The organism is Streptomyces sp. NPDC004609 (genome assembly GCF_042873655.1).
Lineage (GTDB): Bacteria > Actinomycetota > Actinomycetes > Streptomycetales > Streptomycetaceae > Streptomyces.
Genome location: NZ_JBIALS010000011.1, coordinates 1 through 26,390 on the forward strand (window position 1 = coordinate 1; position 26,390 = coordinate 26,390).

20 protein-coding genes, 2 tRNA genes and 1 pseudogene are annotated in these 26,390 nt (G+C 71.9%); 12 read left to right on the forward strand and 11 right to left on the reverse strand.

Annotated features, from left to right (window positions below):
* Positions 1-90: 90 nt before the first annotated feature.
* Together ACFYT4_RS13440 and ACFYT4_RS13445 are read right to left on the reverse strand one after the other, a co-directional pair.
* The gene (locus ACFYT4_RS13440) at positions 91-579 is read right to left on the reverse strand and encodes a heme-degrading domain-containing protein (protein WP_389267754.1); all 489 of its coding nucleotides are present in this window, start codon (positions 577-579) and stop codon (positions 91-93) included.
* A gap of 19 nt (positions 580-598) precedes the next feature.
* Complete coding sequence (locus ACFYT4_RS13445; protein WP_389267756.1) at positions 599-1,684, reverse strand: Gfo/Idh/MocA family oxidoreductase; 1,086 nt, start codon at positions 1,682-1,684, stop codon at positions 599-601.
* Between ACFYT4_RS13445 and ACFYT4_RS13450 the strand changes: the two genes are divergently transcribed.
* From ACFYT4_RS13450 to ACFYT4_RS13475, 6 genes and pseudogenes are all read left to right on the forward strand, one after another.
* Positions 1,683-3,164: an ROK family protein gene (locus tag ACFYT4_RS13450; RefSeq protein ID WP_389267758.1), complete on the forward strand. Its 1,482-nt coding sequence runs from the start codon at positions 1,683-1,685 to the stop codon at positions 3,162-3,164. The genes ACFYT4_RS13445 and ACFYT4_RS13450 overlap by 2 nt on opposite strands.
* A gap of 152 nt (positions 3,165-3,316) precedes the next feature.
* Positions 3,317-4,240 (forward strand): hypothetical protein, encoded by a 924-nt coding sequence (locus ACFYT4_RS13455; protein ID WP_389267760.1) that lies wholly within the window; start codon positions 3,317-3,319, stop codon positions 4,238-4,240.
* Positions 4,241-4,643: 403 nt separating this feature from the next.
* Positions 4,644-5,423: an HAD-IIA family hydrolase gene (locus ACFYT4_RS13460; protein ID WP_389267762.1), complete on the forward strand. Its 780-nt coding sequence runs from the start codon at positions 4,644-4,646 to the stop codon at positions 5,421-5,423.
* Between the two features lie 162 nt (positions 5,424-5,585).
* A complete protein-coding gene (locus tag ACFYT4_RS13465; protein ID WP_389267764.1) occupies positions 5,586-6,179 on the forward strand; it encodes a hypothetical protein in 594 nt (197 codons plus the stop codon).
* Positions 6,166-6,831, forward strand: a pseudogene (locus ACFYT4_RS13470) (class F sortase); the annotation flags it as partial. The gene ACFYT4_RS13465 and the pseudogene ACFYT4_RS13470, both read left to right, overlap by 14 nt.
* 489 nt (positions 6,832-7,320) lie before the next feature.
* Complete coding sequence (locus ACFYT4_RS13475; protein ID WP_389267766.1) at positions 7,321-8,325, forward strand: glycoside hydrolase family 6 protein; 1,005 nt, start codon at positions 7,321-7,323, stop codon at positions 8,323-8,325.
* 119 nt (positions 8,326-8,444) lie between these two features.
* On the opposite strand, the gene ACFYT4_RS13480 is transcribed toward ACFYT4_RS13475, so the two are convergent.
* A tRNA-Lys gene (locus tag ACFYT4_RS13480) sits at positions 8,445-8,518 on the reverse strand.
* 190 nt (positions 8,519-8,708) lie between these two features.
* On the opposite strand from ACFYT4_RS13480, the gene ACFYT4_RS13485 reads away from it, so the two are divergent.
* The 4 genes from ACFYT4_RS13485 (at position 8,709) to ACFYT4_RS13500 (ending at position 14,324) form a co-directional block, all read left to right on the forward strand.
* Positions 8,709-10,172 carry a peptidoglycan-binding protein gene (locus tag ACFYT4_RS13485; RefSeq protein WP_389267768.1) on the forward strand — a complete coding sequence of 488 codons (1,464 nt, stop codon included), beginning with the start codon at positions 8,709-8,711 and terminating at the stop codon, positions 10,170-10,172.
* A 295-nt stretch (positions 10,173-10,467) separates the two neighbouring features.
* The gene (locus ACFYT4_RS13490; protein ID WP_389267770.1) at positions 10,468-11,712 is read left to right on the forward strand and encodes an SPFH domain-containing protein; all 1,245 of its coding nucleotides are present in this window, start codon (positions 10,468-10,470) and stop codon (positions 11,710-11,712) included.
* A gap of 279 nt (positions 11,713-11,991) precedes the next feature.
* Positions 11,992-12,579: a lytic polysaccharide monooxygenase gene (locus tag ACFYT4_RS13495; RefSeq protein WP_389267772.1), complete on the forward strand. Its 588-nt coding sequence runs from the start codon at positions 11,992-11,994 to the stop codon at positions 12,577-12,579.
* 26 nt (positions 12,580-12,605) lie between these two features.
* Positions 12,606-14,324 carry an AMP-binding protein gene (locus ACFYT4_RS13500; RefSeq protein WP_389267774.1) on the forward strand — a complete coding sequence of 573 codons (1,719 nt, stop codon included), beginning with the start codon at positions 12,606-12,608 and terminating at the stop codon, positions 14,322-14,324.
* A gap of 689 nt (positions 14,325-15,013) precedes the next feature.
* Here the strand turns inward: ACFYT4_RS13500 and ACFYT4_RS13505 are convergent.
* The 7 genes from ACFYT4_RS13505 to ehuB form a co-directional block, all read right to left on the reverse strand.
* Positions 15,014-15,448: an ester cyclase gene (locus ACFYT4_RS13505; protein WP_389267776.1), complete on the reverse strand. Its 435-nt coding sequence runs from the start codon at positions 15,446-15,448 to the stop codon at positions 15,014-15,016.
* Between the two features lie 125 nt (positions 15,449-15,573).
* Positions 15,574-15,647: transfer RNA gene (locus ACFYT4_RS13510), tRNA-Lys, on the reverse strand.
* Between the two features lie 504 nt (positions 15,648-16,151).
* A complete protein-coding gene (locus tag ACFYT4_RS13515) occupies positions 16,152-16,910 on the reverse strand; it encodes an IclR family transcriptional regulator (protein WP_389267778.1) in 759 nt (252 codons plus the stop codon).
* Positions 16,911-17,136: 226 nt separating this feature from the next.
* Positions 17,137-17,892 (reverse strand): ectoine/hydroxyectoine ABC transporter ATP-binding protein EhuA, encoded by a 756-nt coding sequence (gene ehuA / locus ACFYT4_RS13520; RefSeq protein ID WP_389268038.1) that lies wholly within the window; start codon positions 17,890-17,892, stop codon positions 17,137-17,139.
* Positions 17,893-18,019: 127 nt separating this feature from the next.
* Positions 18,020-18,670 (reverse strand): ectoine/hydroxyectoine ABC transporter permease subunit EhuD, encoded by a 651-nt coding sequence (gene ehuD, locus ACFYT4_RS13525; RefSeq protein WP_389267780.1) that lies wholly within the window; start codon positions 18,668-18,670, stop codon positions 18,020-18,022.
* Positions 18,670-19,425, reverse strand: coding sequence for an ectoine/hydroxyectoine ABC transporter permease subunit EhuC (gene ehuC / locus ACFYT4_RS13530; RefSeq protein WP_389267782.1), 756 nt, complete (start codon positions 19,423-19,425; stop codon positions 18,670-18,672). The genes ehuD and ehuC overlap by 1 nt, the downstream gene beginning before the upstream one ends.
* Complete coding sequence (gene ehuB / locus ACFYT4_RS13535; protein WP_389268040.1) at positions 19,422-20,279, reverse strand: ectoine/hydroxyectoine ABC transporter substrate-binding protein EhuB; 858 nt, start codon at positions 20,277-20,279, stop codon at positions 19,422-19,424. The genes ehuC and ehuB overlap by 4 nt, the downstream gene beginning before the upstream one ends.
* A 453-nt stretch (positions 20,280-20,732) precedes the next feature.
* On the opposite strand from ehuB, the gene ACFYT4_RS13540 reads away from it, so the two are divergent.
* Together ACFYT4_RS13540 and ACFYT4_RS13545 are read left to right on the forward strand one after the other, a co-directional pair.
* Positions 20,733-21,821, forward strand: coding sequence for an LLM class flavin-dependent oxidoreductase (locus ACFYT4_RS13540; RefSeq protein ID WP_389267784.1), 1,089 nt, complete (start codon positions 20,733-20,735; stop codon positions 21,819-21,821).
* Between the two features lie 347 nt (positions 21,822-22,168).
* Complete coding sequence (locus ACFYT4_RS13545) at positions 22,169-23,830, forward strand: glycosyl hydrolase family 18 protein (RefSeq protein WP_389267786.1); 1,662 nt, start codon at positions 22,169-22,171, stop codon at positions 23,828-23,830.
* Positions 23,831-23,961: 131 nt separating this feature from the next.
* Here the strand turns inward: ACFYT4_RS13545 and ACFYT4_RS13550 are convergent, their stop codons facing one another.
* The gene (locus ACFYT4_RS13550; RefSeq protein WP_389267788.1) at positions 23,962-25,773 is read right to left on the reverse strand and encodes a putative bifunctional diguanylate cyclase/phosphodiesterase; all 1,812 of its coding nucleotides are present in this window, start codon (positions 25,771-25,773) and stop codon (positions 23,962-23,964) included.
* Positions 25,774-26,390 lie beyond the last annotated feature (617 nt).

The following is a 26,390-nucleotide window of genomic DNA, read 5'->3' on the forward strand; positions in this document are numbered from 1 at the left end:
CCTCGTACTGGACGTACTTGGGTGATTCCGACAACGCAGCGAGTGTGCGTGCTGGGCGTCGCAGGCCAGGCGGGACTTTCGATACACGCCCTAGACGCCCGAGGTGGCGGAGGCCGAAGCCTCGAAGCGGGTGAGGGCTTCGACCACCATCGCATGGTCCTCCAGCGAGGGGAGGCCGGCGACGGTGACGGAGCCGATCACACCGGCGCCCTCCACCGCGATGGGGAAGGAGCCGCCGTGGGCCGCGTAGGCCATGGGGGAGACGAGGGCCGTCTCCTCGAAGGTGGTGCCCTTCGCGTGATGGCGGGCCGCGACGAGGAGGGAGCTCTCCCCGTACCGTTCGACGACCCGGCGCTTGCGGTCGATCCACGCGTCGTTGTCCGGGCTCGAACCCGGCAGCGCCGCGTGGAAGAGCTGCTGCCCGCCCCGGCGGATGTCGATGGCGACGGGGGCCTCGCGCAGATTCGCCATCTCGACCAGCATGCTGCCCAGCGCCCATGCGTCCGCGTGGGTGAAGCGGCGGAGTGTGAGGCGGCGCTCCTGGGCGACGAGTTCCTCGACGGACGGTTGTGCGGTCATGGCGACACCCCTTGCCTGGTCATGCGGACACCTCCACCGTGACGCCTTCCCGGGCCGAGCGCCGAGCGGCCTCCAGGACGTCCAGCGCGGCGGCGGCCTCGCCCGCGGTGACCGGCGGAGGCGTCCCGTCTCGCAGCGCGCGGACGATGGCCCGGTAGTACGCCGGATAGTCACCCGGTACGGTCCCGACCGCCAGGCCGCCGCCGGTCACGGGAGACTCTCCCGCACCGATCCTGCCCCGCAGTGAATCGTCCTCCACGCCCCACGCCGTCCCGGCCGACGGACGCTTCCCTTCGCGGAGGGCGGCCTCCTGCGGGTCGAGCCCGTACTTCACGAAGCCGGCGAGGGAGCCCAGGACGCGGAACCGCGGGCCGAGCTGGGCGGCGACGGCGCTCATGAAGAGATGCGAGCGGACGCCGTTCGCGTGGGTGAGCGCGATGAACGTGTCGTCGTCCGCCTCGGCGCCCGGACGGCGTACGTCCGACTCCGCGTACACCCGGACCGCCGGGCCGAACAGGGTCAGCGCCTGGTCGACGAGATGGCTGCCGAGGTCGTACAGCAGACCGCCGATCTCCCGGGGGTCGCCGGACTCACGCCAGCCGCCCTTGGGCCCGGGCCGCCAGCGCTCGAAGCGTGACTCGAATCGGTGTACGTCACCCAGGTCGCCGTCCTCCAGGACGCGGGTGAGGGTGAGGAAGTCGTTGTCCCAGCGGCGGTTCTGGAAGACGGAGAGCAGCAGTCCCCGTTCGGCGGCCCGCGCGGCGAGGGCGCGCGCCTGCGCGCCGGTGGCGGCCAGCGGCTTGTCCACGACGACCGCGAGGCCCGCGTCCAGCGCGGCGCCGGCGAGCGGGACGTGCGTCTTGTTGGGGGAGGCGACGACGGCGAGGTCCAGCTCGCCCGCCCGGGCCCACAGCTCCTCGGGCGCGGTGGCCACCCGTACGCCCGGGTGCTCGGCGCGGGCCCGCTCCTGCCGCTCCGGGTTCGACGTGACGACCGTGTCGAGGACCAGGCCCTCGGTGGAGGCGATCAACGGGGCGTGGAAGACGGAGCCCGCGAGGCCGTAGCCGACGAGTCCGACGCGCAGGGGGGTGCCGGTGCCAGTCATGAGGCCACTTAAGCAACGGGGTTGCCAAAGTGCAAGCGAGGGGGAGAATGGGGGTGTGAACAGGGGTTTGGGCGCGAGCGCCACGGGTGCGGATCTGCCGGCGCTGCGCGGCCACAACGCGGCGCTGGTGCTGGATCTGCTGCGCCTCGGCGCAGACGGGGGCATCAGCCGCCTCGAACTCGCCGACCGGACCGGCCTCACCCCCCAGGCCGTCAGCAAGATCACCGCCCGGCTGCGCGCCGAGGGGCTGGCGGCGGAGGCGGGCCACCGCGCGTCCACGGGCGGCAAGCCCCGTACGGTGCTGCGGCTGGTCCCTTCGGCGGGCCACGCGGTCGGGCTCCATCTGGACCGCGACGAGCTGACCGTGGTGCTCCTCGACCTCGCCGGTACGCCGGTCGCGGTACGGGTGGCCCCACTGGACCTCGGCGCGGGAGGCGCGGCCGTGGTGGAGGCGGCGGCGCGGGAGGTGGAGGCCCTGCTCCCGGCGCTGGCCGGTGCCGGGGAACACGATCCGGGGGACGTGGCGTCCGGGGCGGGGCCCCGGGAGCCGGACGGGTCGGCGGGGCCCGGCCGGGCAGGGTCCGTTCCCGTACGGCCGGCTCCCGTACGGCCGACTCCCGCGCGGACTGATCCGGGGCGGACTGTTCCGGGGCGGGAGGCCCCGGCCCGGCCGTCCTCGGCGCGGTCGGCCCCCGTCCGGACCGTGCCCGCGACGGACGCACGGGCCGGGCCCACGCCCCGGGAGGCCGCCGGTGCCTTGCGCGTACTGGGGATCGGGGTGGCCATGCCGGGGCCGCTGGACCACACCAGCGGTGTGACCCGCCGCGTCACCGGTTTTCCCGCGTGGGACGGCTACCCCCTCCGCGACGCCGTCGCCGCCCGGCTGGGCCTGCCCGCCGTACTGGACAAGGACACGAACGCCGCCGCGCTGGCGCTCGCGCTGGCCGCCGGCAAGGGGTCGCCGGGGCCGGAACAGGCGCAGGGCGACCCGCGGAGCGAGGCGCGCACGCGGGACCGGGGGCGCGGGCGGGGCGGCGGGGACTCGTTCGCGTATCTGCATCTGGGGAGCGGGCTCGGGGCCGGGCTGGTGCTCGGGGGCGGGCTCCACCGGGGGCCGAGGACCGGAGCGGGGGAGTTCGGGCACCAGGTCGTCCAGCTCGACGGGCCGGAGTGCGTATGCGGGCGGCGCGGCTGCGTCGAGGCGCTCTGCCTCGCGGCCGTGGGACGCGGTGACCTCGCGACGGCCGCGCGGATCCTGGGCGTCGGGGCCGCCAATCTGGTCGCGCTGCTCGACATCGACCGGGTCCTGCTCGGCGGGCGGACCGTCGACGCGGCAGGCGCGGTCTTCGTACGGGAAGTGGGCGCCCGCGCCGGGGTGCCGGTCGCCCTCGCGGACGGCGGACCGCATCTCGTGGCCGGGGGAGCGGCCCAGCTGGTGCTCGCGCCGCTGTTCGGCCGGGACGTTCCGCCGGAACGGTGATCGGACAATACGCTGAAGGAGCGCACTTGCCCGGCTGTTCCGCCGCCCGACGGACGTGGCGCCCGCCCGTAGCCGTCCGCGCGTGGCAGCGTCTCGCCCGACGCCCCCCACGCCTCCCGCAGCAGCCGAGCAGCAAAGGTCATCGATCAACCATGCGACTGCGCCATGCCCTCGTCGTCGGCGTCACCGCGGCCACCGTACTGGCCGGGGCGTCCGCCGCCGCGTCCGCCGTGCCGGGCGCCCACAGGCCCACCGCCGGCGGGACCGGCTCCCCCGGCTCCGGCGCCGCCCACGGTTCTCCCCCGGGCGCGGCCACGGTGAGCGGGGACGCCCCCCGTACCGCCGCGCCGCGGGGTGCCGCCTGCGGCAGCGCGACCGGCAGGGACTTCCCGATCGACACCCGGATCCACGGGGGCCCCTCCGTGCACTATCCGGGCGGCGGCTTCGAGCACTGGTCCGTGGATCTGACCAACACCACCGGCCGCGCCTGCGGGGACATCCATCCGGTCATCGTGTTCGCCGGCCGGGACCGGGGGCTCACCCCGGCCAGGGTCATGCTGGAGTACTACGACGAGGGCGTGTCCCGCTGGCGGCCCGCCGAACTGGAGAGCACCACCGAGGACGAGGTCGTCGGAATCCTGGGCACCCGGGGCGGACCGGAGGCCGAGGACACCCCGGCGACCGGGAGCCGCCCCGGGCGGGAGGGCGGGCCCCAGCGCGACGACCGGGCGGCCCGCGACCGTACGGCCGGCGGAGGGTTCACCGTCGGGGGCCGCGCCACCGTCAGCGTCAAGGTCCGCCTCGCGCTCACCGCCGACACCCCGCCCAACCAGGTCACCGTCAACGCCGCCGTCGTCCAGCGGCGCGGCGACGACGGCGACTGGGTCGGGGAGTCCCGCGACTACCGCTTCGCCGTCCTCAAGGACTACGGCTCCGGCGCGACCGTCACCCACGACGAACTCGCCACCACCGGCCCCGGCTCCCTTCTGCGCCTCGGAGCCGCCCTCGGCATGGTCCTGGTCGGCGGCGCCGGGCTGGTCCTGGTCTCCCGGCGGCTCCGCTCGGCCCGCGGCTGACCCCCCGGCCTCGGGCGGCCCTCACCGCGCGGCCACCCGTCCGCGCATACGGCCCATCGCGGCCACCCGCCACGCAGACCGCCCACCGCGCCGCCACCGCCCACCGGCCCCGCCGACCTCACCAGCCCCACCAGCCCCCACGGCGCGACGGCGGCACGGCGACAGCACGCCCGCCCCGGGACCCGCCCGCCCCGGGACCCGCCCGCCCCGGGACCGGTCGCCGGGGCGGACCACCCCGCCCCGGCACCTCGCCCGCCCCCGCCCCCGGCCGCCCCACCCGGGCCGAGCGCACACCTGCCTGACTAGGCTGTTGGTGTCGGGGCCACAGGGCCGTGCCTCCGGCGTCCCAGCACACCGCGTACGCATCCGTTCCGTACGCCGCGCACGGCAGGAGTCCCGACTGATGGCAGAGCGCAAACCGATCGAATCCTGGCTCACCGACATGGACGGTGTCCTGATCCACGAGGGTGTGCCGATTCCGGGCGCCGACGCCTTCATCAGGAAGCTCAGGGACACCGGCAAGCCCTTCCTCGTCCTGACCAACAACTCCATCTACACCGCCCGCGATCTGCACGCGCGGCTCGCCCGCATGGGCCTGGACGTGCCCGTGGAGAACATCTGGACCTCCGCGCTGGCCACCGCCCGGTTCCTGGACGACCAGCGTCCCGGCGGGACGGCGTACGTCATCGGCGAGGCCGGTCTGACGACCGCGATGCACGACATCGGCTATGTCCTCACCGATCACGACCCGGACTACGTGGTGCTCGGCGAGACCCGTACGTACAGCTTCGAGGCCCTCACCAAGGCGATCCGGCTGATCGAGGCCGGCGCCCGGTTCATCTGCACCAACCCGGACGAGACCGGTCCCTCGGCGGAGGGGCCGCTGCCCGCCGCCGGGTCGGTCGCCGCGCTGATCACCAAGGCGACCGGCAAGGACCCGTACTTCGCAGGCAAGCCCAATCCGCTGATGATGCGGACCGGGCTGAACGCCATCGGCGCGCACTCCGAGACGAGCGCGATGATCGGCGACCGGATGGACACGGACGTGCTCGCCGGGCTGGAGGCGGGCATGGAGACCTTCCTCGTCCTGACCGGGGTGACCGGGCCGGGCGACATCGACCGCTATCCGTTCCGGCCGTCCACGATCGTCGACTCCATCGCCGATCTCGTCGAGCGGATCTGATCGCCCGGGCCCGCCCCGGCCTCACCCTTACGCCTCGTATCCTGCGCGTCCGGAGCACGATACGAGGCGTTTGGCCGCACTGCGGATGCGCGGGCGGCTCGCGCACGTGAATCTTTCCGTACCAGGAGGTTCACTATGCGTTCACCATCTTTTACTCTCCGTATGTCCGGTCTGGCCGTCGCTCTCGCCCTCGGTCCCGTGGCCCTGGTGATGGCACCGGCCGCCACCACCGCATACGCCCATGACTCCGTTACCGCCACCGTCGAACCCGCCGAAGCCTCCGTCGGCCAGGAGGTGGTGATCCGGGTGCGGGGGTGCAAGGACACCACGGGAGCCGCCAAGACCAAGGCGTTCGCGGCGGGCGCCCAACTCTTCCCGGACCGCGAGGGGAACCGGAGCGCCGGACAGGACTCACAGCTGGTGGCGCGCGGCCGGGTCAGCTCCGGCGCCGTGTCCGGCCCCCAGATCGTCAAGGTGATCTGCGACGGGCACGGCCATGTCACGAAGACGTCGATCAAGGTCGTGGGGGGCCGGTCGTCCCACGGCGGCGGAGGGACGCCCTACGCACCCGTCCGCGCGGGCGGCGGCGGTACGGCCGCACTCGCCACCGGGCACGAGGTCGGTGAGGGCACGGGGCCCGGTACCCGTCACGCGGTGATCGGGCTGGTGCTCGCGGGTACGGCGGCGGTCGCCGTCGCCGTACGCAGCACGCGCCGCCGCCGCCGTCCGGATGCCGACGGGCATGTCCACCACTGACGCCGGCCCCCCGAACGTCGGCAGACTGGCCACCGGGGTCGCCTCGGCGATGCTCCTGCTCGGCCTCTCGCTCTGGGGCCCGGAGGTCGCCGACGGGTCCGGCGCCGGCTCCGCGCCCACCACGGGGGATGTCGCGGCGGTCGGCCGCCCGCCCGGAGTGCCGCTGCCGCCCGCGCACACACCGGTGGGGCCCGCCGAGCCCCGGCGCGTGGATGTTCCGTCGCTGCGGATCGCCGCTCCCGTCGTCCGGCGTGGCCTGGACGGCACGGGCGCGATCGATCCGCCTCCGTACGCGACTCCCCGGACGGTCGGCTGGTTCGGCGGCGGTACGCCCCCGGGCGCACCCGGGGCCTCCCTGCTCGTCGGCCATGTGGACACCACGACCGGGCCGGCGGTCTTCTACGGGCTGAGCACCGTCCGTACCGGCGAGAAGGTACGCGTGACCAGGGGCGACGGCTCGGTCGCCGAGTTCACGATCGACGATGTCCAGGTCTTCGAACGGGAGCGCTTCGACGCGCGCAAGGCGTACGGACCCCGCCGGCGCGGGCGGGCGGAGCTGCGGCTGATCACCTGCGGAGGGACCTTCGACCGGAAGGCCGGCGCGTACACGGCCAATGTCGTCGTCTCCGCCTATCTGACCGGTGTGAGCGGGCCCGGCGCGGGCGAGTCCCGGAAGGCGAAGGGGGACGGCGGCTCCCACAAGGTCGAGGCCCGGGGCGCGGACGGGACCCACCGGGCCAAGGGCGTGGACCGGACCCCGAAGGCGAAGGAGCCGGGCGGGTCCCGGACGGCCCGGGGCGCGGTCGCGGTACGGAAGGCCGTACGGGCACAAGGGGCGGATCCCGCGACCGGGCCCGGCCGACGACCCGCTCCCCCGGGAGCCGCCGGCCGGGCCGGTCCTCGACCGCGGGGGGCACGGGCTGCGGGAGAAGCCCGCGCCGGTACGGGAGGCCCGGTGGTGGTCGTATCGCGTCCAAGCCGGGGACCGGTGGCCGATCCCGCCACTCTAGAACGGTGAACGGGCCCGGCCCAGCGGTGTTTTCGCGGTACGGCGAGAAGCGGCCATCCGCGTTCGCCCCGGCCGTCCCCGGCAGGCGCTGTGCCAGGATGAGCGGCGGTCCGGGCGGCCGAGGGGGGCTGGATGAACGGGAATCGGTCCCGGCGGGCGGGGGTGCGGGCCGGGGCGGTCGGTGCCCTGCTGGCGCTGTCCGCGTGCGTCCCGGGCGAGGCCGACGGCGACCCGGGGCGGGCAGGCCGACCGGCCGGGAAGAGCGTTCCGTACTGGACCGACCCGGGTTCCCGGGCCTGGCGGCAGGTCCGTGACCATATCGCCGAGGGGGACGAGGCGAAGGCCCGGCTGATCCGGCGGATCGCGAGCCGCCCGGTCGCCCGATGGGTCGGCCCGGACGATTCGGCGGCGGACGTCAGGACGTATACGGAACAGGCCGCGCGGGCGGGCCGGGACGGACTGCTGGTCCTGTACAACATCCCCCACCGGGACTGCGGGCAGTACTCGGCGGGCGGCGCATCCGGCGGTGCGGCGTACCGGGCCTGGATCGAGGGGGTGGCCGGGGCCGTCGGCGACAGGCGGGTCACGGTGATCCTGGAGCCGGACGCGGTGCCGCATCTGGTGGACGGCTGTGTCCCCCGGGAACTGCACCGGGAGCGGTACGACCTGCTCAGGGGAGCGGTCGAGCGGCTGAAGCGACAGCCCGGGACCACGGTGTATCTGGATGCGGGGCACCCGGGGTGGATCCCGCCGGACCGACTCCGCGAACCGCTCCGGCGGGCCGGTATCGACAGGGCCGACGGCTTCTCCGCGAATGTGTCCAACTTCCATCCGACGGGGGCCGTGGTGGATTTCGGCCACCGGCTCTCCGCCCTTGTCGGGGGCAAGCACTTCGTCGTCGACACCGGGCGCAACGGAAACGGTCCGCTCCCCGGCGGCGACCCCCGGGACAACTGGTGCAATCCGCCCGGCCGTGCGCTCGGCGAGCCGCCCACGGTGGAGACGGGCGATCCGCTGGTCGACGCCTATCTGTGGATCAAGCCGCCGGGCGAGTCGGACGGCGAGTGCCGGGGCGGGCCCGCGGCGGGGGAGTGGTGGCCCGAGTACGCGCTCGGTCTCGCCCGCGAGGCCGGGTAGGGGCGTTCGTGCCACCGACGGCGACCCTCTTTTCCCGGGCCCGTCTCGCCCATGGAGCGTCGGCGGAATCTCCAACGGAACGAGGCCCCTCGCCGGTGGCGAGGGGCCTCGATTGCGCGTGCGCCGCCAGGGACTCGAACCCCGGACCCGCTGATTAAGAGTCAGCTGCTCTAACCAACTGAGCTAGCGGCGCGTGCTGACCTGGAGAACTCTACCGGACCGGCGAGCGTGCTCCGAACCATTATCTGACCGCTCCCGGCCTGTCGGATGGTCGTTTTGTCCCTTTTATGGGTCAAACTGCAACCTGTTAGGGCAAATGGGGTGTGTGCGGGGCGTCCGTGCTGGAACCCCGAACGATCTTCAGATGTGCGGAGGGGCCTGGAATGACGGTGCCGGTATTCGAGGAGTACGAGCCCGCCGGGGACTGCGACTGCGCGGGCTGTGTCCAGCAGCGACGGGCGCTCGCGGCCGGGGGGCACCCGGCGGCCCACGGCTGCCGGCGCGCGCTCGTGCTGTTCACGGCGGCGGGCGTGGTGCTCGGCGGGGGCGGGGCGACCGGAGTGGCGGGGGCGGCGGAACACGGAACGACCCCGGTGGGCCTGGTGGATCAGCCGGGTTCGGATCCGGGTACGGCGCCCGGCGACGATCCCCTCGGCTCCGGCAGCGGTGGCGTCGGCATCCCCGGCGCCGGTGCGGGCTCCGGCAGCCGGGCGACCCCGGCCGGTGTCACCGACCCCGACCCCGACAACGAGCAGGGCGGCAGGGGCGCGCTCCACGGCCGCCCGCTGGCCGGCCCCTCCGGTGCCCCGGCCGCCGTCACCACACCGAAGACGACCCGGGCGGAGATCATCAACCGCGCCAAGAAGTGGGTCAACGCCAAGGTCCCGTACAGCATGTCCAAGTACTGGTCCGACGGGTACCGCCAGGACTGCTCGGGCTACATCTCGATGGCGTGGGGACTGAAGACCAACGAGTGGACGGGAAGCCTGGCGCGGTTCGCCACCCGTATCACCCGTGACCAGCTCCAGCCCGGTGACATCCTGCTCTTCCACAACCCGGCCAACCCGACCAAGGGCTCCCACGCCACGATCTTCGGCGGCTGGACCGACTACACCCGCGCCTACTACGTGGCGTACGAGCAGACCAAGCCCGCCACCCGCAAGCAGGCCACGCCCATGGCGTACTGGGTCAACTCGGGCAAGTACGTCGCGTACCGGTACAAGGGCCTCACCGCCACGACCACCCCGGGGCCCACGAACCCCGACGCCTATCCGGGCGCGTCCTCGTTCCGGCCGGGCGCGAACAACAAGCAGGTGACCAGGCTCGGCCAGATGCTCGTGAAACGCGGCGGCAAGAGGTTCTACACACAGGGGCCCGGTCCGCGCTGGGGCGAGGCCGACCGCAAGGCCACCCAGGCGTTCCAGAAGGCCCAGGGCTGGAAGGGCGCCGAGGCCGACGGCTATCCGGGGCCGCACACCTGGAAGCTGCTGGTCACCGGGAAGGGCAAGAACATCCCCGCCGCCCAGGCGGCGAAGCCCGCCGCGAAGCCCAAGCCCACACCGAAGCCAGCCGCGAAGCCCGGCACCGAGCCGGCCGCGATCGCGGCGCCACCGTACCCGGGGGCCGCCCACTTCCGGCCCGGGCGGTCCAGCGCGTACGTCACCCAGCTCGGGCAGCAGTTGGTGAAGCGGGGCTTCGGCAGGTACTACACCACCGGTCCAGGGCCGGGCTGGGACGAGGCGGACCGGCGCAATGTCGAGGCGTTCCAGCGGGCCCAGGGCTGGCGGGGCGCGGAGGCCGACGGCTATCCGGGGCCGGAGACCTGGAAGCGGCTGTTCGCCCGGTGACCCGCCCAGTGAACGCCCGGGTGACCGGTCGGGTTCGCACGCCGGACGACCCGGCCCGGTCACCGGCCGGGTGACGGGCCAGTGACCTGCTGCCGACCGGTCGGGTGACAGGCCCGGAGCCCGGCAGCACGACCGGGCGCGCCCTCCGGCGGACGGCCCCGCGCCACGGCAGCTTCGACCCGGGCGGCTCCGATCCCCGGGCGGCGGCTCACGGACGGCGTCCCCCGGGCAGTGATCCACGGCAGTTTCGCCCCTCGCGGGCAGCTTCGAACCAACAGCGGAGGCGGGAGAAGCCATGAACACCACCACCTCGGAGCCGGAAGGCGGCAGTTCGCCCTTCGACGTACCCCGGCACACCCCGGTCATCGCACCGGAGGCCACCACCGAAATCCCGGTGCACCTCCTCTTCCGCGACGACTTCCCGGGCGGCCCGTCCCAGCCGGTCCCGCTGCGCCCGACGGTGGTGTCGCGGCGGCAGGGCACGGGTGAGCAGCCGCGCGTGGGCCCGCGCCCGCCGGCCGCCGGGTCCAAGCCGTCCGCCGCCGGGCAGCGCCCGGCCGCCACGGCACCGCGGCCCGTGCCCCCCGCGCCGCCCAGGTCCGCGCCGCCCGTCGACCCCGGGCTCACGGAGCGGCCCGGCCCGGCGCTGTCCGGCTGGACCGGGGTGATCGCGGGGGCGTGCGCGCTCACGGGGATCGGCGCCGTGCTGTGGGGCGCGGGGGTGCTGCCCGCCGTGGTGACCCGGGCGCTGGGGCTCACCCCTTCCCCGTACGACGGTCTCGGCATCGGGCTGTGGTCCCTGATCGCGCTGTGCGTGGTCCTGGCGGTCTTCACCCTCGGCGGCATCGGGCGCGGCCAGGTCGGACACGCCTGGGTGCTCACGCTCTTCGGGGAGTACCGGGGGACCGTGCGGCGTACGGGACTGATGTGGGTGAGCCCGCTGCTGCTGCGCCGCCGGGTGGACGTACGGCTGCGGCACTGGCGCAGCCGGCCGATGCCCGCCGTGGACGCGGACGGCACGGCGCTGCGCGTGGTCGTCCTGGTGGTGTGGCGGGTGAAGGACACCGCGAAGGCGGTGCTCGGGGTCAAGGACCACGAGGTGTATCTGACCGAGCAGGTGGAGTCGGCGATGGCGCGGGTCCTCTCGCAGCTGCCCGCCGACGCTCCGCCCGCGTCCGGCCGGACGCCCGCTCCCGAGGACGCTCCGACGCTGCGTGACGCGGAGGCGGTGGGGGACGCGCTCACCCGGATGCTGTCGGCCGAGTGCGCGCCCGTGGGGATCGAGATCTTCTCGGCGCAGCCGACGGCGATCGAGTACGCGCCGGAGGTCGCCGCCGCGATGCTGCGCCGCCGGGTGGCGGCGATCGACGCCAAGCACCGGGACAGCGTGCTGACCTCGGTGGTCGACGCGGTGGACGACACGGTCAGCCGGCTGACCTCACGCGGTCTGGTCGAACTCGACGACTACGAGCGCAAGGCCCTGGTGAAGGACCTCACGGTGGCCTTCTACACGGGCCGTTCGGGCGCGGCGGAGGGGTAGAGCCCAAGGTCCGGCGCCCCGCCGGGGCCCATGCCAGGGTTGATTCGGAATGAATAATTCCGTCGGACTGGGGAGTTCGGCCGTCCTGTCAAGGGAACCTTCGGCCTTTGGTCTGGACATGGTGAACTTTGGTCAATACATTGGGAGTTGGTCTAGACCTGAAAATGGCGCAGAAGGAGCGCCCGGACCACCCCCACGGCATCACGCGCAGATGCACCGAACGACACGCACGCGTGCAGCACGGCTCATTGAACTCCCCCACGTTCCCTGGAGCGAAGCATGCGCAAGAAGATCACAGCTGCCGCCGTCGGCCTCGTCGTGGCGGGCACGACCGTCGTCGCCACGGGCAGTGCGAGCAGCCACGGATACACCGATTCACCGATCAGCCGCCAGAAGCTCTGTGCCAACAGGACGGTGCCGGACTGCGGCGACATCCAGTGGGAGGCGCAGAGCGTCGAGGGCCTGAAGGGCTTCCCGGCGGCGGGTCCCGCTGACGGAGCGATCTGCGCGGGCGGCAACGGCCGCTTCTCGCAGCTCGACGACCCGCGCGGCGGAAACTGGCCCGCCACCCAGGTCAACTCCGGCCAGAACTACACGTTCAGCTGGCGCTTCACCGCACGGCATCGCGCCACCGACTTCAAGTACTTCATCACCAAGCCCGGCTGGAACCCCAGCCAGAAGCTCACCAGGGCCGCGCTGGAGTCCCAGCCGTTCCTGACCGTTCCGTACGGCGGTGTCCAGCCGCCGGAGACGCTCTCGCACTCCGGCAAGCTCCCCGCCCGCTCGGGCAAGCACGTCATCCTGGCGGTGTGGACCGTTCACGACACCCCGAACGCGTTCTACGCCTGCTCGGACGTTCAGTTCTGACGCATTGTCAGTTACCGTGCGGCGCCATGGGAAACGCGGGTACGGCAGGTACACGGACAGCCGGTACGGCAACAGTCGCGGAGCTCGTTCAGCGCCAGTGGGGTGACCACCGGGTGGGGCTGAGGGACCGGAGCAGGTCCCTCAGTCATCACCAGGTGGCCTCCGGCGCGGCCGCACGGGCCGCGCTCCTCGTGGACCTGGTGCCACGCGGGGCGGAGCCGCATCTCGGGGTGCTGCTCGACAACACCCCGGAATTCCCCCTGTGGCTCAGCGCGGCGGCCTTGGCCGGGGCCGCCGTCGCGGGCATCAATCCGACCCGTCGCGGGGCGGAACTCGCCCGCGACATCCTGCACACCGAATGCCGGGTGCTGGTCACCGAACGCGCCCACCTTCCCCTCCTCGACGGGCTCGACCTGCCGGGGGTACGGGTGCTGGTGACCGACACCGAGGCGTACGGCGAACTCCTCGCCCCCTACGCGGACGCCGCGCCCGGTGAAGCCACGCTCGGGCCGGTCGGGCCGGGCAACCGGATGCTGCTCTACTTCACCTCCGGCTCGACCGGCGCGCCCAAGGCGGCGATCTGCACCCAGGGGCGGCTCGCCGCGGCGGGCGCGTCCCTGGCGGGGCACTTCGGTGTGCGCCGCGACGACGTCCACTACATCTGCATGCCGATGTTCCACGGCAACGCCGTCATCGCGGACTGGGCCCCGGCGGTCGCGGCCGGTGCGGGGGTGGCCCTGCGCGCCCGCTTCTCGGCCTCCCGGTTCCTCGACGACGTACGGGAGTTCGGGGCGACGTACTTCACCTATGTGGGCCGGGCCGTGCAGTATCTGCTGGCCACGCCCGAGCGGCCCGACGACCGGGACCATCCGCTGCGGCTCGGCTTCGGCACGGAGGCGGGCGCCGTGGACGCCGCCCGCTTCGAGGCCCGCTTCGGCGCCCGCCTGGTCGAGGGCTACGGCTCCTCGGAGGGCGGCGCGGCTATCCAGCACACGGCCGACACCCCGGCCGGGGCGATCGGCAGGGCGGCCCCGGGCGACGACCTCGCCGTCGTCGACCCCGACACGGGCGAGGAGCGCGCGACGGCGGTGCTCTCCGAGGGCGGACGACTGCTGAACGGAGCCGAGGCGATAGGGGAGCTGGTCAACCGGGGGCCGAACCCCTTCGAGGGCTACTGGCGCCACCCCGAGGCCGAGGAGGCCCGCCGGCGCGGTGGCTGGTACTGGACCGGCGACCTCTTCTTCCGGGACGCCCGGGGCTTCCTCTACTTCGCGGGCCGCACCGACGACCGCCTGCGCGTGGACAGCGAGAACCTCGCCGCCGCCGTCATCGAGAGCATCCTCGCCCGCTGGGGCGCCGCGGCGGCCGTCGCCGTCTACGCGGTTCCCGACCCGGTCGCCGGGGACCAGGTGATGGCCGCGATCGCCCCGCGGCCCGCCGGTCCCGGCGACGCCCCGGAACCGGCCGCCTTCGACCCCGCCGCCTTCGCCGCCTTCCTGGCGTCCCAGCCGGACCTGGGGACGAAGATGGCCCCGCGCTTCATCAGGGTCGTGCGGGAACTCCCGGTCACCGCCACCAACAAGATCCACCGCGTCGGGCTGCGACGCGAGGGTTTCCGCTGCGGGGACCCGGTCTGGTGGCGCCCGGCGGGGGAGAGCGGCTACCGCCCGCTGACCGACGAGGACGTGACCGCGCTGGAGGCGGAGTACGCGGAACACGGCCGTGAGGACCTGCTGAACCGCTGACCCGCCGGCCCGGTGCCGCTGCCCGGCACACCCACGACCGGCGCACCCGCAGGGCCGGCAACCGGCGGCCCGGCATCGGCAATCAGCCGCCCCCGTCCGGGACCGCACGTGTTTGTGGCTCCCTCTCCCCCAGACTCCGTCCGGGGGGACCCCCACCGGGGCTCTTTGGTGGGGGGTGGCGGTCGGTGGTGCTGGGTGGGGGGCCGTGGGACCGTACTCCGGACGGTGGCCGACGCGCTGTATTTTTTGTGGTTCCCTCGCCTCCGGGGGCCTTCAGTGTGTGTCGACGGTCGATCGTGCTCGACCGCTCGTTCCTCGCGGCCTCCGCGCGTTCTCCCTTTCGACACCCACGGCCCCCTTCGGCTCACTCACCAGGCACATGGGGTGAAGGTGCAGGGACGGCGCGGTGTCGCGGCCTCCGCGCGTTCTCCCTTTCGACACCCACGGCCCCCTTCGGCTCACGCACCAGCCACAAGGCGTGAGGGGAGGGCGGAGGCGGCCGGAAGCGGGGCGGAACAGGCGGGCTCGAACACCCACGGCCACCTTCGGGGCACTCACCAAGCACAAGGGGTGAACGAAAAGGGGCGGAGGCGGCCAGAACCGGTGGGGACAGGCGGGCTCGAACACGCACGGCGCCCTTCGGTTCACTCACCAGACACACGGCGGTCACGGACGAGAACGGCACACCCCTAGTCGTTCAGCCCGATCTGCTGCATCAGCCCGATGAGGTCGTAGAAGAGGTTCTCCTCGGCGATCCGCCCGTCCACCCAGTGCGCCACTGTGCAGAAGTCCACCGCGAAGGCCCTGCCGGTCGGCGGGATCTCGCCGCCGGGGCCCTGCATCGGCCCGGTCATGGTCCCGGTGAACCGCGCGACGGAGCAGGTCCACTCGCCCTGCGCCAGGAGCACCTTGTACGGCCTGTTCGCCACATGGTTGTCCGGGAAGGTCCGGAAGAACGCCATCGCCTCGGCCCGGTGGTCGTGTCGTCCGCGCGTCGGCTCCGGCTGGCCCGGCCAGTACACGACGGTGTCCGGTGTGTGGCGTGAGTCGAAGGTGTCCCAGTCCTGTGCGTTCCAGGCATCGTCGAGGGTCTGCATCAGCTGCATGTTCTCTTCGGCGCTCATCCCCGCCTCCTGTGAGAGATCGGCCGGACGCTGTGGCCACCACTCCAGAAAACCCCCGGGCCAACCGCCCCGCAAACGCATCCGAGGCGTCCCGGAGTGACCGGAACGCCTCGGATGATCAACTGTGCGCCGCCAGGGACTCGAACCCCGGACCCGCTGATTAAGAGTCAGCTGCTCTAACCAACTGAGCTAGCGGCGCCCGCTGACGTAAATACTACCTGCCCCCACCTGGTGCTCAGCCCGGGGACACCACACCTGACGAGTGACCCGAAGAGACCGTGGGTACCACCCTGTGCCCTTCCTCTCACCTCTTGTGCTTGGTGAGTGAGCCGAGGGGGCCGTGGATGTCCACCCCCGCCTGTTCCGCCCCGCTTCCAGCTGCCTCCGCCCTGAGCCTTCACCCCGTGTGCCTGGTGAGTGAGCCGAAGGGGGCCGTGGGTGTCGAAAGGGAGAGCGCGCGGAGGCCGTGAGGAACGAGCGGTCGAGCACGGTCGACCGTCGACGCACACTGAAGGCCCCCGGTGGGGGTCCCCCCGGACGGAGTCTGGGGGAGAGGGAGCCACAAAAAATACAGCGCGTCGGTCACCGTCCGGAGAGCCTTCGCCCGGCCCACCGGTCGAGCACGGTCGACCGTCGACGCACACTGAAGGCCCCCGGTGGGGGTCCCCCCGGACGGAGTCTGGGGGAGAACGAACCACAAAAACTACAGAGTCAGCGACAGCACCATCGGCGCCGCCTTGCGGTTCAGCGTGTCCGCGGCCGAGCGCAGCCGGTGGGCGTGTTCGACGGGCATCGAGAGCGCGAGGCAGCCCACCGAGGAGCCGGCGGTCAGGGGGACCGCCGCGCAGACCGTGCCCACCGCGTACTCCTGGAGATCGAGGACGGGGACCGTCGGCGGCTGGCTGTCCAGCTTGGAGAACAGCAGCTGCTCGCTGGTGATCGTGCGCGAGGTGAAGCGGGTGATCTTGTGGCGGGAGAGATGGTCGCGGCGGCCGTTGCGGTCGAGCTGGGTCAGCAGGCACTTGCCGATCGCGCTGGCGTGGGCCGCGGTGCGGAAGTCCACGTACTCGTACACCCTGGGGGTGCGCGGGCTGTCGGCGTACTGCGTGACCCGGATCTCGCCGTCGATGTACCGGCTGATGTAGACCGCCGCGCCCACCGAGTCCCGCAGCTCCGCCAGGGTGTCCTGGATCTTGTCCTCCAGGGCCTGCCGGCGGGTGGTCCCGGAGCCCAGGAGGACCAGCGAGTCACCGATCACATACGCGCCGTCGGCGAGCTGCTCGGCGTATCCCTCGTGGCGCAGCATCGTCAGCATGGGTGTCAGATGGCCGGTCGGCAGACCGGTCTCGCGGGCGATCTGGGCATCGGTGACGCCGCTGGAGTGCCTGGAGATCGTTTCCAGAACGCGCAGAACGTACTGCACCGATTGGAACGGCACGGTCGGCTCGGGACTGAGCGCCACGGTCTCCCCCTAGCAGGTCGTCACCGCAAGCTTCCCCTACCACGATAGCGGTCAAGAGCCGTCGGAAGTACGGCTGTTGGCGAGAAAGGCAGGGCACATCAGGCCCACACGCTGGGATCATTCATCAGGCATATGCCAGAGGTAAGATCTCCCGCGCTGCAATTTCACTCGTCATTGCACGTGATCGGGGCCCCGGCCGGTGTGCCCCGCCCTTCTCCCGCCTCTTCTACAGCACCGCGCTCAGGAACTCACGGGTCCGCTCCTGCTCGGGCTCGGTGAAGATCCGGTCGGGGTGGCCGGATTCGATCACCTTGCCCCGGTCGAACATCATCACGCAGTCGGAGATGTCCCGCGCGAAGCTCATCTCATGGGTCACGCAGAGCATCGTGATGTCCGTGGAGCGCGCGATGTCCCGGAGCAGATCGAGCGCTCCGGCCACGAGTTCGGGATCCAGCGCGGAGGTCACCTCGTCCAGCAGCAGCACCTTCGGCCGCATCGCCAGCGCCCGCGCGATGGCCACGCGCTGCTGCTGGCCGCCCGAGAGCCGGGTCGGATACGCGTCGCACCGGTCGCCGAGCCCGACCAGCTCCAGCAGCTCGCGGCCCCGTTCCTCCGCCTCGTCCCGGGAGAGCCCGAGGACGTGCACCGGCGCCTCCGTGACATTGCGCAGCACCTTCATATGGGGGAAGAGGTTGAACTGCTGGAAGACCATCCCGATGTTCTTGCGCACCTCGCGGACGTGTCTGTCCCCCGCCGGCACGAGCCGGCCGTCCTTCTCCTCGTGGTTCAGATACCGGCCGTCGACGCTGATCGTGCCCTCGTCCGGTTTCAGCAGGGTCATCAGCAGTCGCAGGATCGTGGTCTTGCCCGACCCGGACGGCCCGATGAGCGTGACGTGCTTGCCGGGATGGACGGACAGGTCCAGCGAGTCGAGGACCGTCTGGGAACCGAAGCGCTTGGTGACCTTGTCGAAACGGACCAGGTCGCGCGGGCGGCCCGCCGGAGCCGCCCCGTCGGCGGTCTCGGCGGCGGCCCCGGCGCCCAGCTCGGCTCCCGGGGTGGACGTCAGGTCTTCCGGGGTGGACGTCAGGTCTTCGGGAAGGGTGCTGTCAGCGGACAAGACGACGCTCCAGGGCTCGCATGAGGAGGGATGCCGGATAGGAGAGGGCGATGAAGGCGATGCCGACGATCGTGAACGCCTCGATCGTCAGGAAGGTCTCGGACGCGAACTGCCGGGCCTCGCCCAGCATGTCCATCACCCCGATCACGAAGATCATCGGCGTGTCCTTCAGCATCGCGATGACGTAGTTGCCGAGCGCGGGGGCCACCCGGCGGACCGCCTGCGGCAGGATCACCGCGCCCCAGATCCGGGTGCGCGGCAGACTCAGCGCGGTCGCCGCCTCCCACTGCCCGCGCGGCACCCCGTCGATGCCCGCGCGATAGACCTCGGCGGTGTACGTCGAGTAGTGCAGCCCGAGGCCCACGACCCCGGTCACCATCGCCGAGAGGGTCAGACCCCACTCCGGCAGCACGTAGTAGAGGAAGAACAGCTGCACCAGCAGCGGGGTGTTGCGCACGAACTCGGTGACGGCCGCCACCGGCCAGCGCACCACGGCGAACCGCGAGCGCTGCGCCAGCGCCCACACGAGCCCGAGCGCGAAGGCGAGCAGCGCCCCCAGCACCAGGGCCTGGAGGGTGACCGCCAGTCCGTCCCAGAAACGCGGCATGAAGTCCTCGACCGCGGACCAGTTCCACCGCATCAGCGCTCACCTCCCATGGATTCCGAGGCTCCCGCCGCCGCCCCACGGCGGCCGGACAGGCGCCCCGGCAGGCGCCCGGACAGCAGCCCGGCCGGCCGCTCCTGGCCGAGCCCGGCCTTCGCCTGCCGCTCCAGCGCGCGCATCCCCCGGGTCAGGACGAAGGCGAGCACGAAGTACATGACGAGGATCACCGTGTACACAGGAGCGCTCTCGCCGGTCGCGTTGCGCACCAGCGACGCCCCGAACGCGATGTCCGACACACCCATGACGGAGACCAGGGCCGTCCCCTTCAGCAGCTCGATCAGCAGATTGTTGAACGGCGGGATCATCTCCGGCCACGCCTGCGGCAGCACGACCCTGCGCAGCTGCTGCCACGGGGTGAAGTTCAGCGCGATCCCCGCCTCGCGCTGCCCCTGCGACACCGCGGCGACCGCGCCGCGCACGACCTCGGAGCCGTACGCGCCGTAGGTCAGGCCCAGTGTGAGGACGGCGGCCCACAGGGGGACGAGCTGCCAGCCGAAGGCCAGCGGCAGTACGAAGAAGATCCAGAACATCAGGATCAGCGCGGACGTGCCCCGGAAGATCTCGAAGTAGGCTCCGGCGAGGAACCGGACGATCCACAGCCGGTGCGCCCGCGCCAGCCCGATGACCAGGGCGACGACGGCGGCGAACGCGGCACTGGCGACGGTGAGCTGGACGGTGATCCACACGCCCTTGAACAGAAGCTCCCACAGCCCTGGGGTGATGTCGCTCATGGCGCGCACTTCTCCTTGGCCGTGATGGTCGTCATCTGCGCCTCGCCGAAGCCGAAGGGCCGCATCAGCTCCAGGAGTTCACCGCTCCGCTTCAGCTTGTGCAGTTCGCGGTTGAAGGCGTTCCGCAGCGTGGTCTCGGGGGTGCGGAAGGCGAAGCCGCCGACGTCGACGACCGGCTCGCCCTTCAGATACGGGGTGACCTCGGGCGTCGCCTCGGCCCGGTCACTGCCCTTGACGACATTGCGCACGGCCACGGCCGTAGCCGCGAACACATCGACCCGGCCCTGCTCCACGGCGAGCAGACCCGCGAGCTGGTCGGGCAGGGTCGTCACGCTCCTGACCCCGGCCTCCTTCGCGTACTCGATCTCCGCGTACCCGACGCCGGTCGCCATCCTGGCCCCGGAATCGGCGACGTCCTTGAACGTCCGCACCTTCTTCGGGTTGCCTTTGCGCACGATGAACGCGCTCAGCATCTGATACTCGGGATCCGAGAAGATCACCTGCTCGCAGCGCGCCGGGTTGATGTACATCCCGGCGCCGACGACGTCGAACTGGAGCGAGTTCAGGCCGGTGATCAGCGAGCCGAACTCGGTGGGGAAGGGCTGTACGTCGTCGACGCCCAGCTCCTTGAAGATCCTGCGGGCGATCACGGGGGCGGACCCGGTCATCTCGCCGTCCTTGCCGATGTAGCCGTACGGCTGCTCACCCGCGAGACCGAGCCGTACGGTCCCCTTCGCGCGGAGCTGTTCCAGCAGTTGCCCGCCGTCCCCGGCGTCCGCGGTGGCGACTCTGCTGCACGCGCTGGTCGCGCCCACGGCGCCGGCGGCACCGAGGGCGGCGACTCCGGCGAGCAGCGAGCGGCGTCTGAGCCGGCGGGGCCGTGCGGTCGCGCCGTCCCGGTCCGTACGGTCACGGTCCGCGCCGTCCCCGTCCGTACGGTCCCGGTCCGCGCCGTCCCCGTCCGTACGGTCCCGGTCCGCGCCGTCCCGGTCCGTACGGTCCCGGTCCGCGCCGTCCCCGTCCGTACGGCTTCGGTCCGCACGGTTTCGATACGTGCTGTCCTGTTTGTTCTCCTGTGGTCGGGCCATGGTCGCGCGACTACCCGGAACGTATTCGTGTATGCGGACAGACATGGAGACCCGCTCACGGGATGTCCGGACCCGGACCGCGGGCCGCCCCGGCAAAGGGCGTGACACGCGGGGGCAATGCCCCGGGAAGGACGGGGCAAAGAACGGGGAATAAGCGGAGGTTACCTCCTGTTGATTCTTTGCTGTAGTTTGCTTCCCTGCGCACGAAGGGCTGGACCGGTGGACGACACGAGTAAGGGCGCCCCGAGCGACCCCATCCGAGGCACGGCGCGAGGCACCGCACCCGTGCCCCTCTCCGTGCTGGACCTGGTCACCGTGGGCGAGGGGCACACCGCCGCCGGTGCGCTCAAGACCAGCGTGGCGATCTCCCGGCTCGCCGAGAGTCGGGGCTACCACCGCCACTGGGTCGCCGAGCATCACTCGATGCCGGGCGTCGCCTCGTCGTCGCCGGCCGTGATCCTCGCCCATCTCGCCGCGCACACCAGCGACATCCGGCTCGGCTCGGGCGGGGTGATGCTGCCCAATCACGCGCCGCTGGTGATCGCCGAGCAGTTCGGCACCCTGGAGGCGCTCGCCCCGGGGCGCATCGACCTCGGGCTCGGGCGCGCGCCGGGGACGGACGGCGCGACGGCCGCCGCGCTGCGGCGGACCCAGCGGGCGGGGGAGGGCGCGGAGGACTTTCCGCAGCAGGTCGCCGAGCTGACCCGGTTCCTGGACGACGACTTCCCCGACGGGCACCCCTATGCCCGGATCCACGCCGTGCCGGGGCCGGTGCAGGGTCCGTCCGGCCGTCCGCCGGTCTGGCTGCTCGGCTCCTCCGGGTTCAGCGCGCGGCTCGCGGGGGCGCTCGGGCTGCCGTTCGCCTTCGCCCACCACTTCTCGGCGCAGAACACCGAGCCCGCGCTGGAGCTGTACCGGAACTCCTTCCGCCCGTCGGCCGTGCTGGACGCTCCGTACGCCCTGATCGGGGTCGCGGCGCTCGCGGCGGACGACGAGCGCGAGGCGCGGCGTCAGGTGATGACCGGCGCGCTGTCGATGCTGCGGCTGCGGACCGGGCGCCCGGGGCTGGTCCCCACGCCCGAGGAGGCGGCGGCGTATCGATTCAGCGAGCCGGAGCGGGAGTTCGTGGACGGCTGGCTGGGCAATATCGTCCACGGGGTGCCGGACGCCGTACGCGAGGGGCTCGACGGCCTCCAGAAGCGCACCGGGGCCGACGAGCTGATGATCACGGCTCATGCGCACAGCGGTGAGACACGGCTGCGCAGTTACGAACTCATCGCCGACGCCTATGGACTGACTCGCGGGTAAGTACTGCCCGGCGCGCGGGGCCGGGCTCCTCCGCCCGGCGCGACCGGCGGCTTTCTCGCGGATGGTTCACCGCCGACGGCTCCGTGTGGCTGGTTCGTCCCGGCCTTAAAGCCCCCTTAAACAGTGCTTAAAGCGCTCGTCATTTACGGTGAGGAGCGTTTCATCTTTCTCATGGAAACTCTCTGACGAGCTGTTTTCTCCTTTAATTGGTCTAGTCCACGTTTGGTCGAGACCATTGACGCGGTGGTGGCCGGATCGCTATCTCTTTCCTCCGGCCCGCATTTCACCGCACGGGCCGGACCCAGTCCCCCCACTCCCGGAGGCAGTTCGTGCGCTCCCGTAAACCCTTGATCGCGGCAGTGACGACCGTGGCACTCGCCGCGGGCGTCATCGCCGGATTCGCCGCCACCGGAAACGCCGGCACACCGGGCAAGAACGCCGCCGCGCCGGCCGCCTCGGGGGTGAAGATCGCGTACTACGACCAGTGGAGCGTGTACGGCAACGCCTTCTACCCCAAGCATCTGGACACCCGCGGCATCGCGGAAAAGCTGGACATCATCAACTACTCGTTCGGCAACATCCACCCCACCGACCTCACCTGCTTCCAGGCGAACAAGGCGGCGGGCGACGACAACAACCCCAACGCCGGTGACGGCGCGGGTGACTCCTACGCCGACTACCAGAAGTCGTTCTCGGCGGCCGACAGCGTCGACGGCGTCGCGGACAAGTGGGACCAGCCGATCGTGGGCGTCCTCAACCAGTTCAAGGAACTGAAGGCGAAGTACCCCCATCTGAAGATCAACATCTCGCTGGGCGGCTGGACCTACTCCAAGTACTTCCACGACGCGGCCAAGACCGACGCCAGCCGGCAGAAGCTGGTCTCGTCCTGCATCAAGCAGTGGATCGACGGCGACCTGCCCAAGGCCGACGGCTTCGGCGGGCCCGGCACGGCGGCCGGGATCATCGACGGCATCGACATCGACTGGGAGTACCCCGGCTCGAACGGCGGCCACCTGGGCAACCACTACGGCCCCGAGGACAAGGCCAACTTCACCCTGCTGCTCGCCGAGTTCCGCAAGCAGCTCGACGCGAAGGGCGCGGCCAACGGCGGCAAGAAGTACCTGCTGACCGCGGCCATGCCGGCGGGCCAGGACAAGATCAAGTACATCGAGACGGACAAGGTGGGCGCGTACCTCGACTACGCGAACATCATGACGTACGACATGCACGGCTCCTGGGACGGCGACGGCCCGACGTACCACCAGTCGCCGCTCAACTCGCCCCCGTCCGACCCGACCGACCCGATCGCGCCGGGCACCGAGAAGTACTCGATCGACAACGCGGTCGACGCCTGGATCGACGGTGACCCCGTCTACGGCATCGCGGGCGGCTTCCCGGCGGGCAAGCTCACCCTCGGGTACGAGTTCTACTACCGCGGCTGGAAGGGCGTCCCGGCCGGGACGAAGAACGGCCTCGGCGGCACCGCGACCGGCGGCAGCGCCCCGCGTCCGCTGAGCCAGGCCGCCGGTATCGCCAACTACAAGGAACTGGGCGGCATCGTCGACAACCCGGCGACGACCTTCTGGGACGACGAGGCGAAGTCCGCGTACTTCTACAAGGACGGCGAGTTCTTCACCGGACTCGACAAGCGCGCCATCACCGCCCGCGCCGACTACGCCAAGAGCCGCGGCCTGGGCGGGGCGATGATGTACTCCCTGCTCGGCCTGGACGAGAAGACCACCCTGCTGAACGAGATCGTCGCGGCGGTCGGGGCCACCCCCAAGCCCACCCCGACGGACCCCACTCCGTCGCCGACCGACCCGACGCCGTCCCCGACCGACCCGCAGCCCGGCTGCACCACCGGACCGTGGAAGGCCGCCGACACCTACAACTCCGGCTCGGTCGTCGCCCACAAGGGCCGCCTCTGGAAGGCCCAGTGGTGGACGCAGGGCGAGGAGCCCGGAACCACGGGCGAATGGGGAGTCTGGCGCGACGCGGGCGCCTGCTGAACCAGCCCGGATGAGGGACGGCTGAGTCCCGCACCCAAGAACCACTGAGTCCCCCCACAACACCGCCCCCGCCCGGAGTTTCTCCAGGCGGGGGCGGTTCCAGTGTGTGCCGGGCCCCGCGGGCCCTCGGCTCAGGCGGGCAGCGCGGTGAGCCCGATCAGCTCCGCGATACGGTCCGGCGGCACCGCCCGGGAGTACAGCCAGCCCTGCCCGGTGTCACAGCCGATCCGCCGCAGCCGGGCCGCCTGCCCCGAGGTCTCCACGCACTCCGCGGTGACCGTGAGCCCCAGCCGGTGCGCGAGCTGCACGAGGGCCTCGACGATCGTCTCGTCGGCCGGGTTCGGATGCGCCTCGTCCTGGAACCCCCGTACGAACGCTCCGTCCAGCTTCAGCGCCGATACCGGCAGCCGGCTCAGATACGCCAGGTTCGAGTACCCGGTGCCGAAGTCGTCGATCGCGATCCGCACACCCATGTCGCTCAGCGCCTGGAGCGCCTGGAGGGGACGGCCCGCCGAGCCCATCACCGCGGACTCGGTCAGCTCCAGTTGCAGCAGGTGCGGCGGAAGGCCCGTCTCCGCCAGGATCTCCGCCACATCCGTCACCAGGTCCGAGTCCCAGACCTGGCGCACGGCGACATTGACGCTCACGAACACCGGCCTGCTGCCGGGGTGGTCCCGCAGCCACTGAGCGGCCTGACGGCACGCGGTCCGCAGCACCCAGCGGCCCAGCTGCACGATCGAGCCGTCCTCCTCGGCGATCGAGATGAACCGATTCGGCGCAAGCGTCCCGAATTGCGGGTGATGCCAGCGCACCAGCGCCTCCACCCCCCGGGTGACCCCGTCCGCGAGCCCCACGAGCGGCTGGTACTCCACCGCGAACTCCCCGCGCTCCACGGCCGGCCGCAGCGTGGAGGAGAGCGCCTGGCGGGTCATCCGGTGGGCGTTGCGCTCGGGGTCGAACAGCGTCCAGCGGGCCTTGCCGTCCTCCTTCGCCCAGTACAGCGTGGTGTCGGCGGCCTGCATCAGCCGGGTCGCGGTCGTCCCGGCGACCGCGCGCTCCACCACCCCGATCGACGCCGACACCGACAGCCGCTGCCCGTCCAGGTCGAACGGCCGCTGGAGCGCCGCCAGTACCGTACGGGCGAGATCGGCCAGCTGTTCCGTACCGGTGGAGTCCTCGACCAGGACGGCGAATTCGTCGCCGCCGAGCCGCGCCACCAGATGACCCCCGCCGCGGCTGAGGCCGTCGCCGTCCGCGCACTCGGTGAGCCGTCCGGCGACCGCGGCGAGCAGCCGGTCGCCGACACGGTGCCCGAGAGTGTCGTTGACCGCCTTGAAGCCGTCGAGATCGAGGTAGCACAGCCCGATCCGGCCGGTGGAGCCCTGGCCGTACGCGGACGAGTCCAGGGCCGCGGTGAGCCGCTCGAAGAAGAGCGTACGGTTCGGCAGCCGGGTCACCGCGTCGTGCATCTCCAGATGGCGCAGCCGGGCGCGCAGCTCGCGGCGGTCGCTGACGTCCACCACGGAGAGCAGCACCCGGGGGCCGGCGGTCCGGTCGTCGGGCAGTGGAGTGATCGTGATCTCGGCCCAGAGCGTGCGCCCGTCGGGGTGCTTCAGCTGCCGGGTGCAGCGGAAGCGGGAGCGCCGTCCGGACAGTACATCGCGGTACGCCTGCCAGGTCCGGCGGTCGGACGCGAGGTCGGTGAATTCGGCGGCGGGCAGTCCGGACGGGTCGGTTCCGCACAGCGTGGCGAAGGCCGTATTGGCGCTGACGACAAGGCCGTTGCGGTCGACCACCGCCATCGGGAGGTGCGCCGCGTTGAACGCGGCCCGGTGGTCGCGCAGTTCGGCGGGGGAACAGCCCTGACGCTTCGTGATCCTCGGCCGGGTCCTGCCGGGGACCGCCGCTCGCGCGGGCCCTGTTCCTTCGGGGGTTCCGCTCACCGCTCACTCCCGCAGTGCAGTTGTGTCGTACAGGGGCGTACAGCCGTACAGATGTGGTCGGAAAGAGTCGGGCACCGTGACAAGTCCGGAAGATAAGGCGCAAGCCCGAGAAAGCCCGAGAAAGCAAGAAAATATTGAAGAAAGCTGAGAAGAGCTGGAGAAAGCCGGGGAAAGTCGAGGAAACGGACTGGGGAAAGTGTGCCGATCATAGAGGCTGCCCCCTCGGCGCTTCCACCTTCGCCACCTTGGCGCATCCCACCGGCGCACTTTGAGCGATCGTTTCTGCGCGGGTCTGTGCGAGCGGCTTCGCCGGGCTGTGCCGGTCTGGTTCCGTCCTGATCGATTGTGGCGTTCTGTGAGTCCCCGGAACGCCCGTCGATCGCCCATGGATCTCGGCTCGGTGTCGGGCCGATGTCGGCTCGGTCACCCGACTGGGGCAGTGGAACAGGACGTACGCCTCCAAATCATCACAAGGTGGTGGAGGTGTCTCCCATTCCGCAGCCGGAGGTCTTCGTGGAGGGTCAGCAGTCACCCGCGGGAACACCCGGGGGAGTGGCACACGGGCGTCTGTACGGTTCCGGTTCCGATTCCGGCGGCCCCGGGCGTGCCCGGGGGCC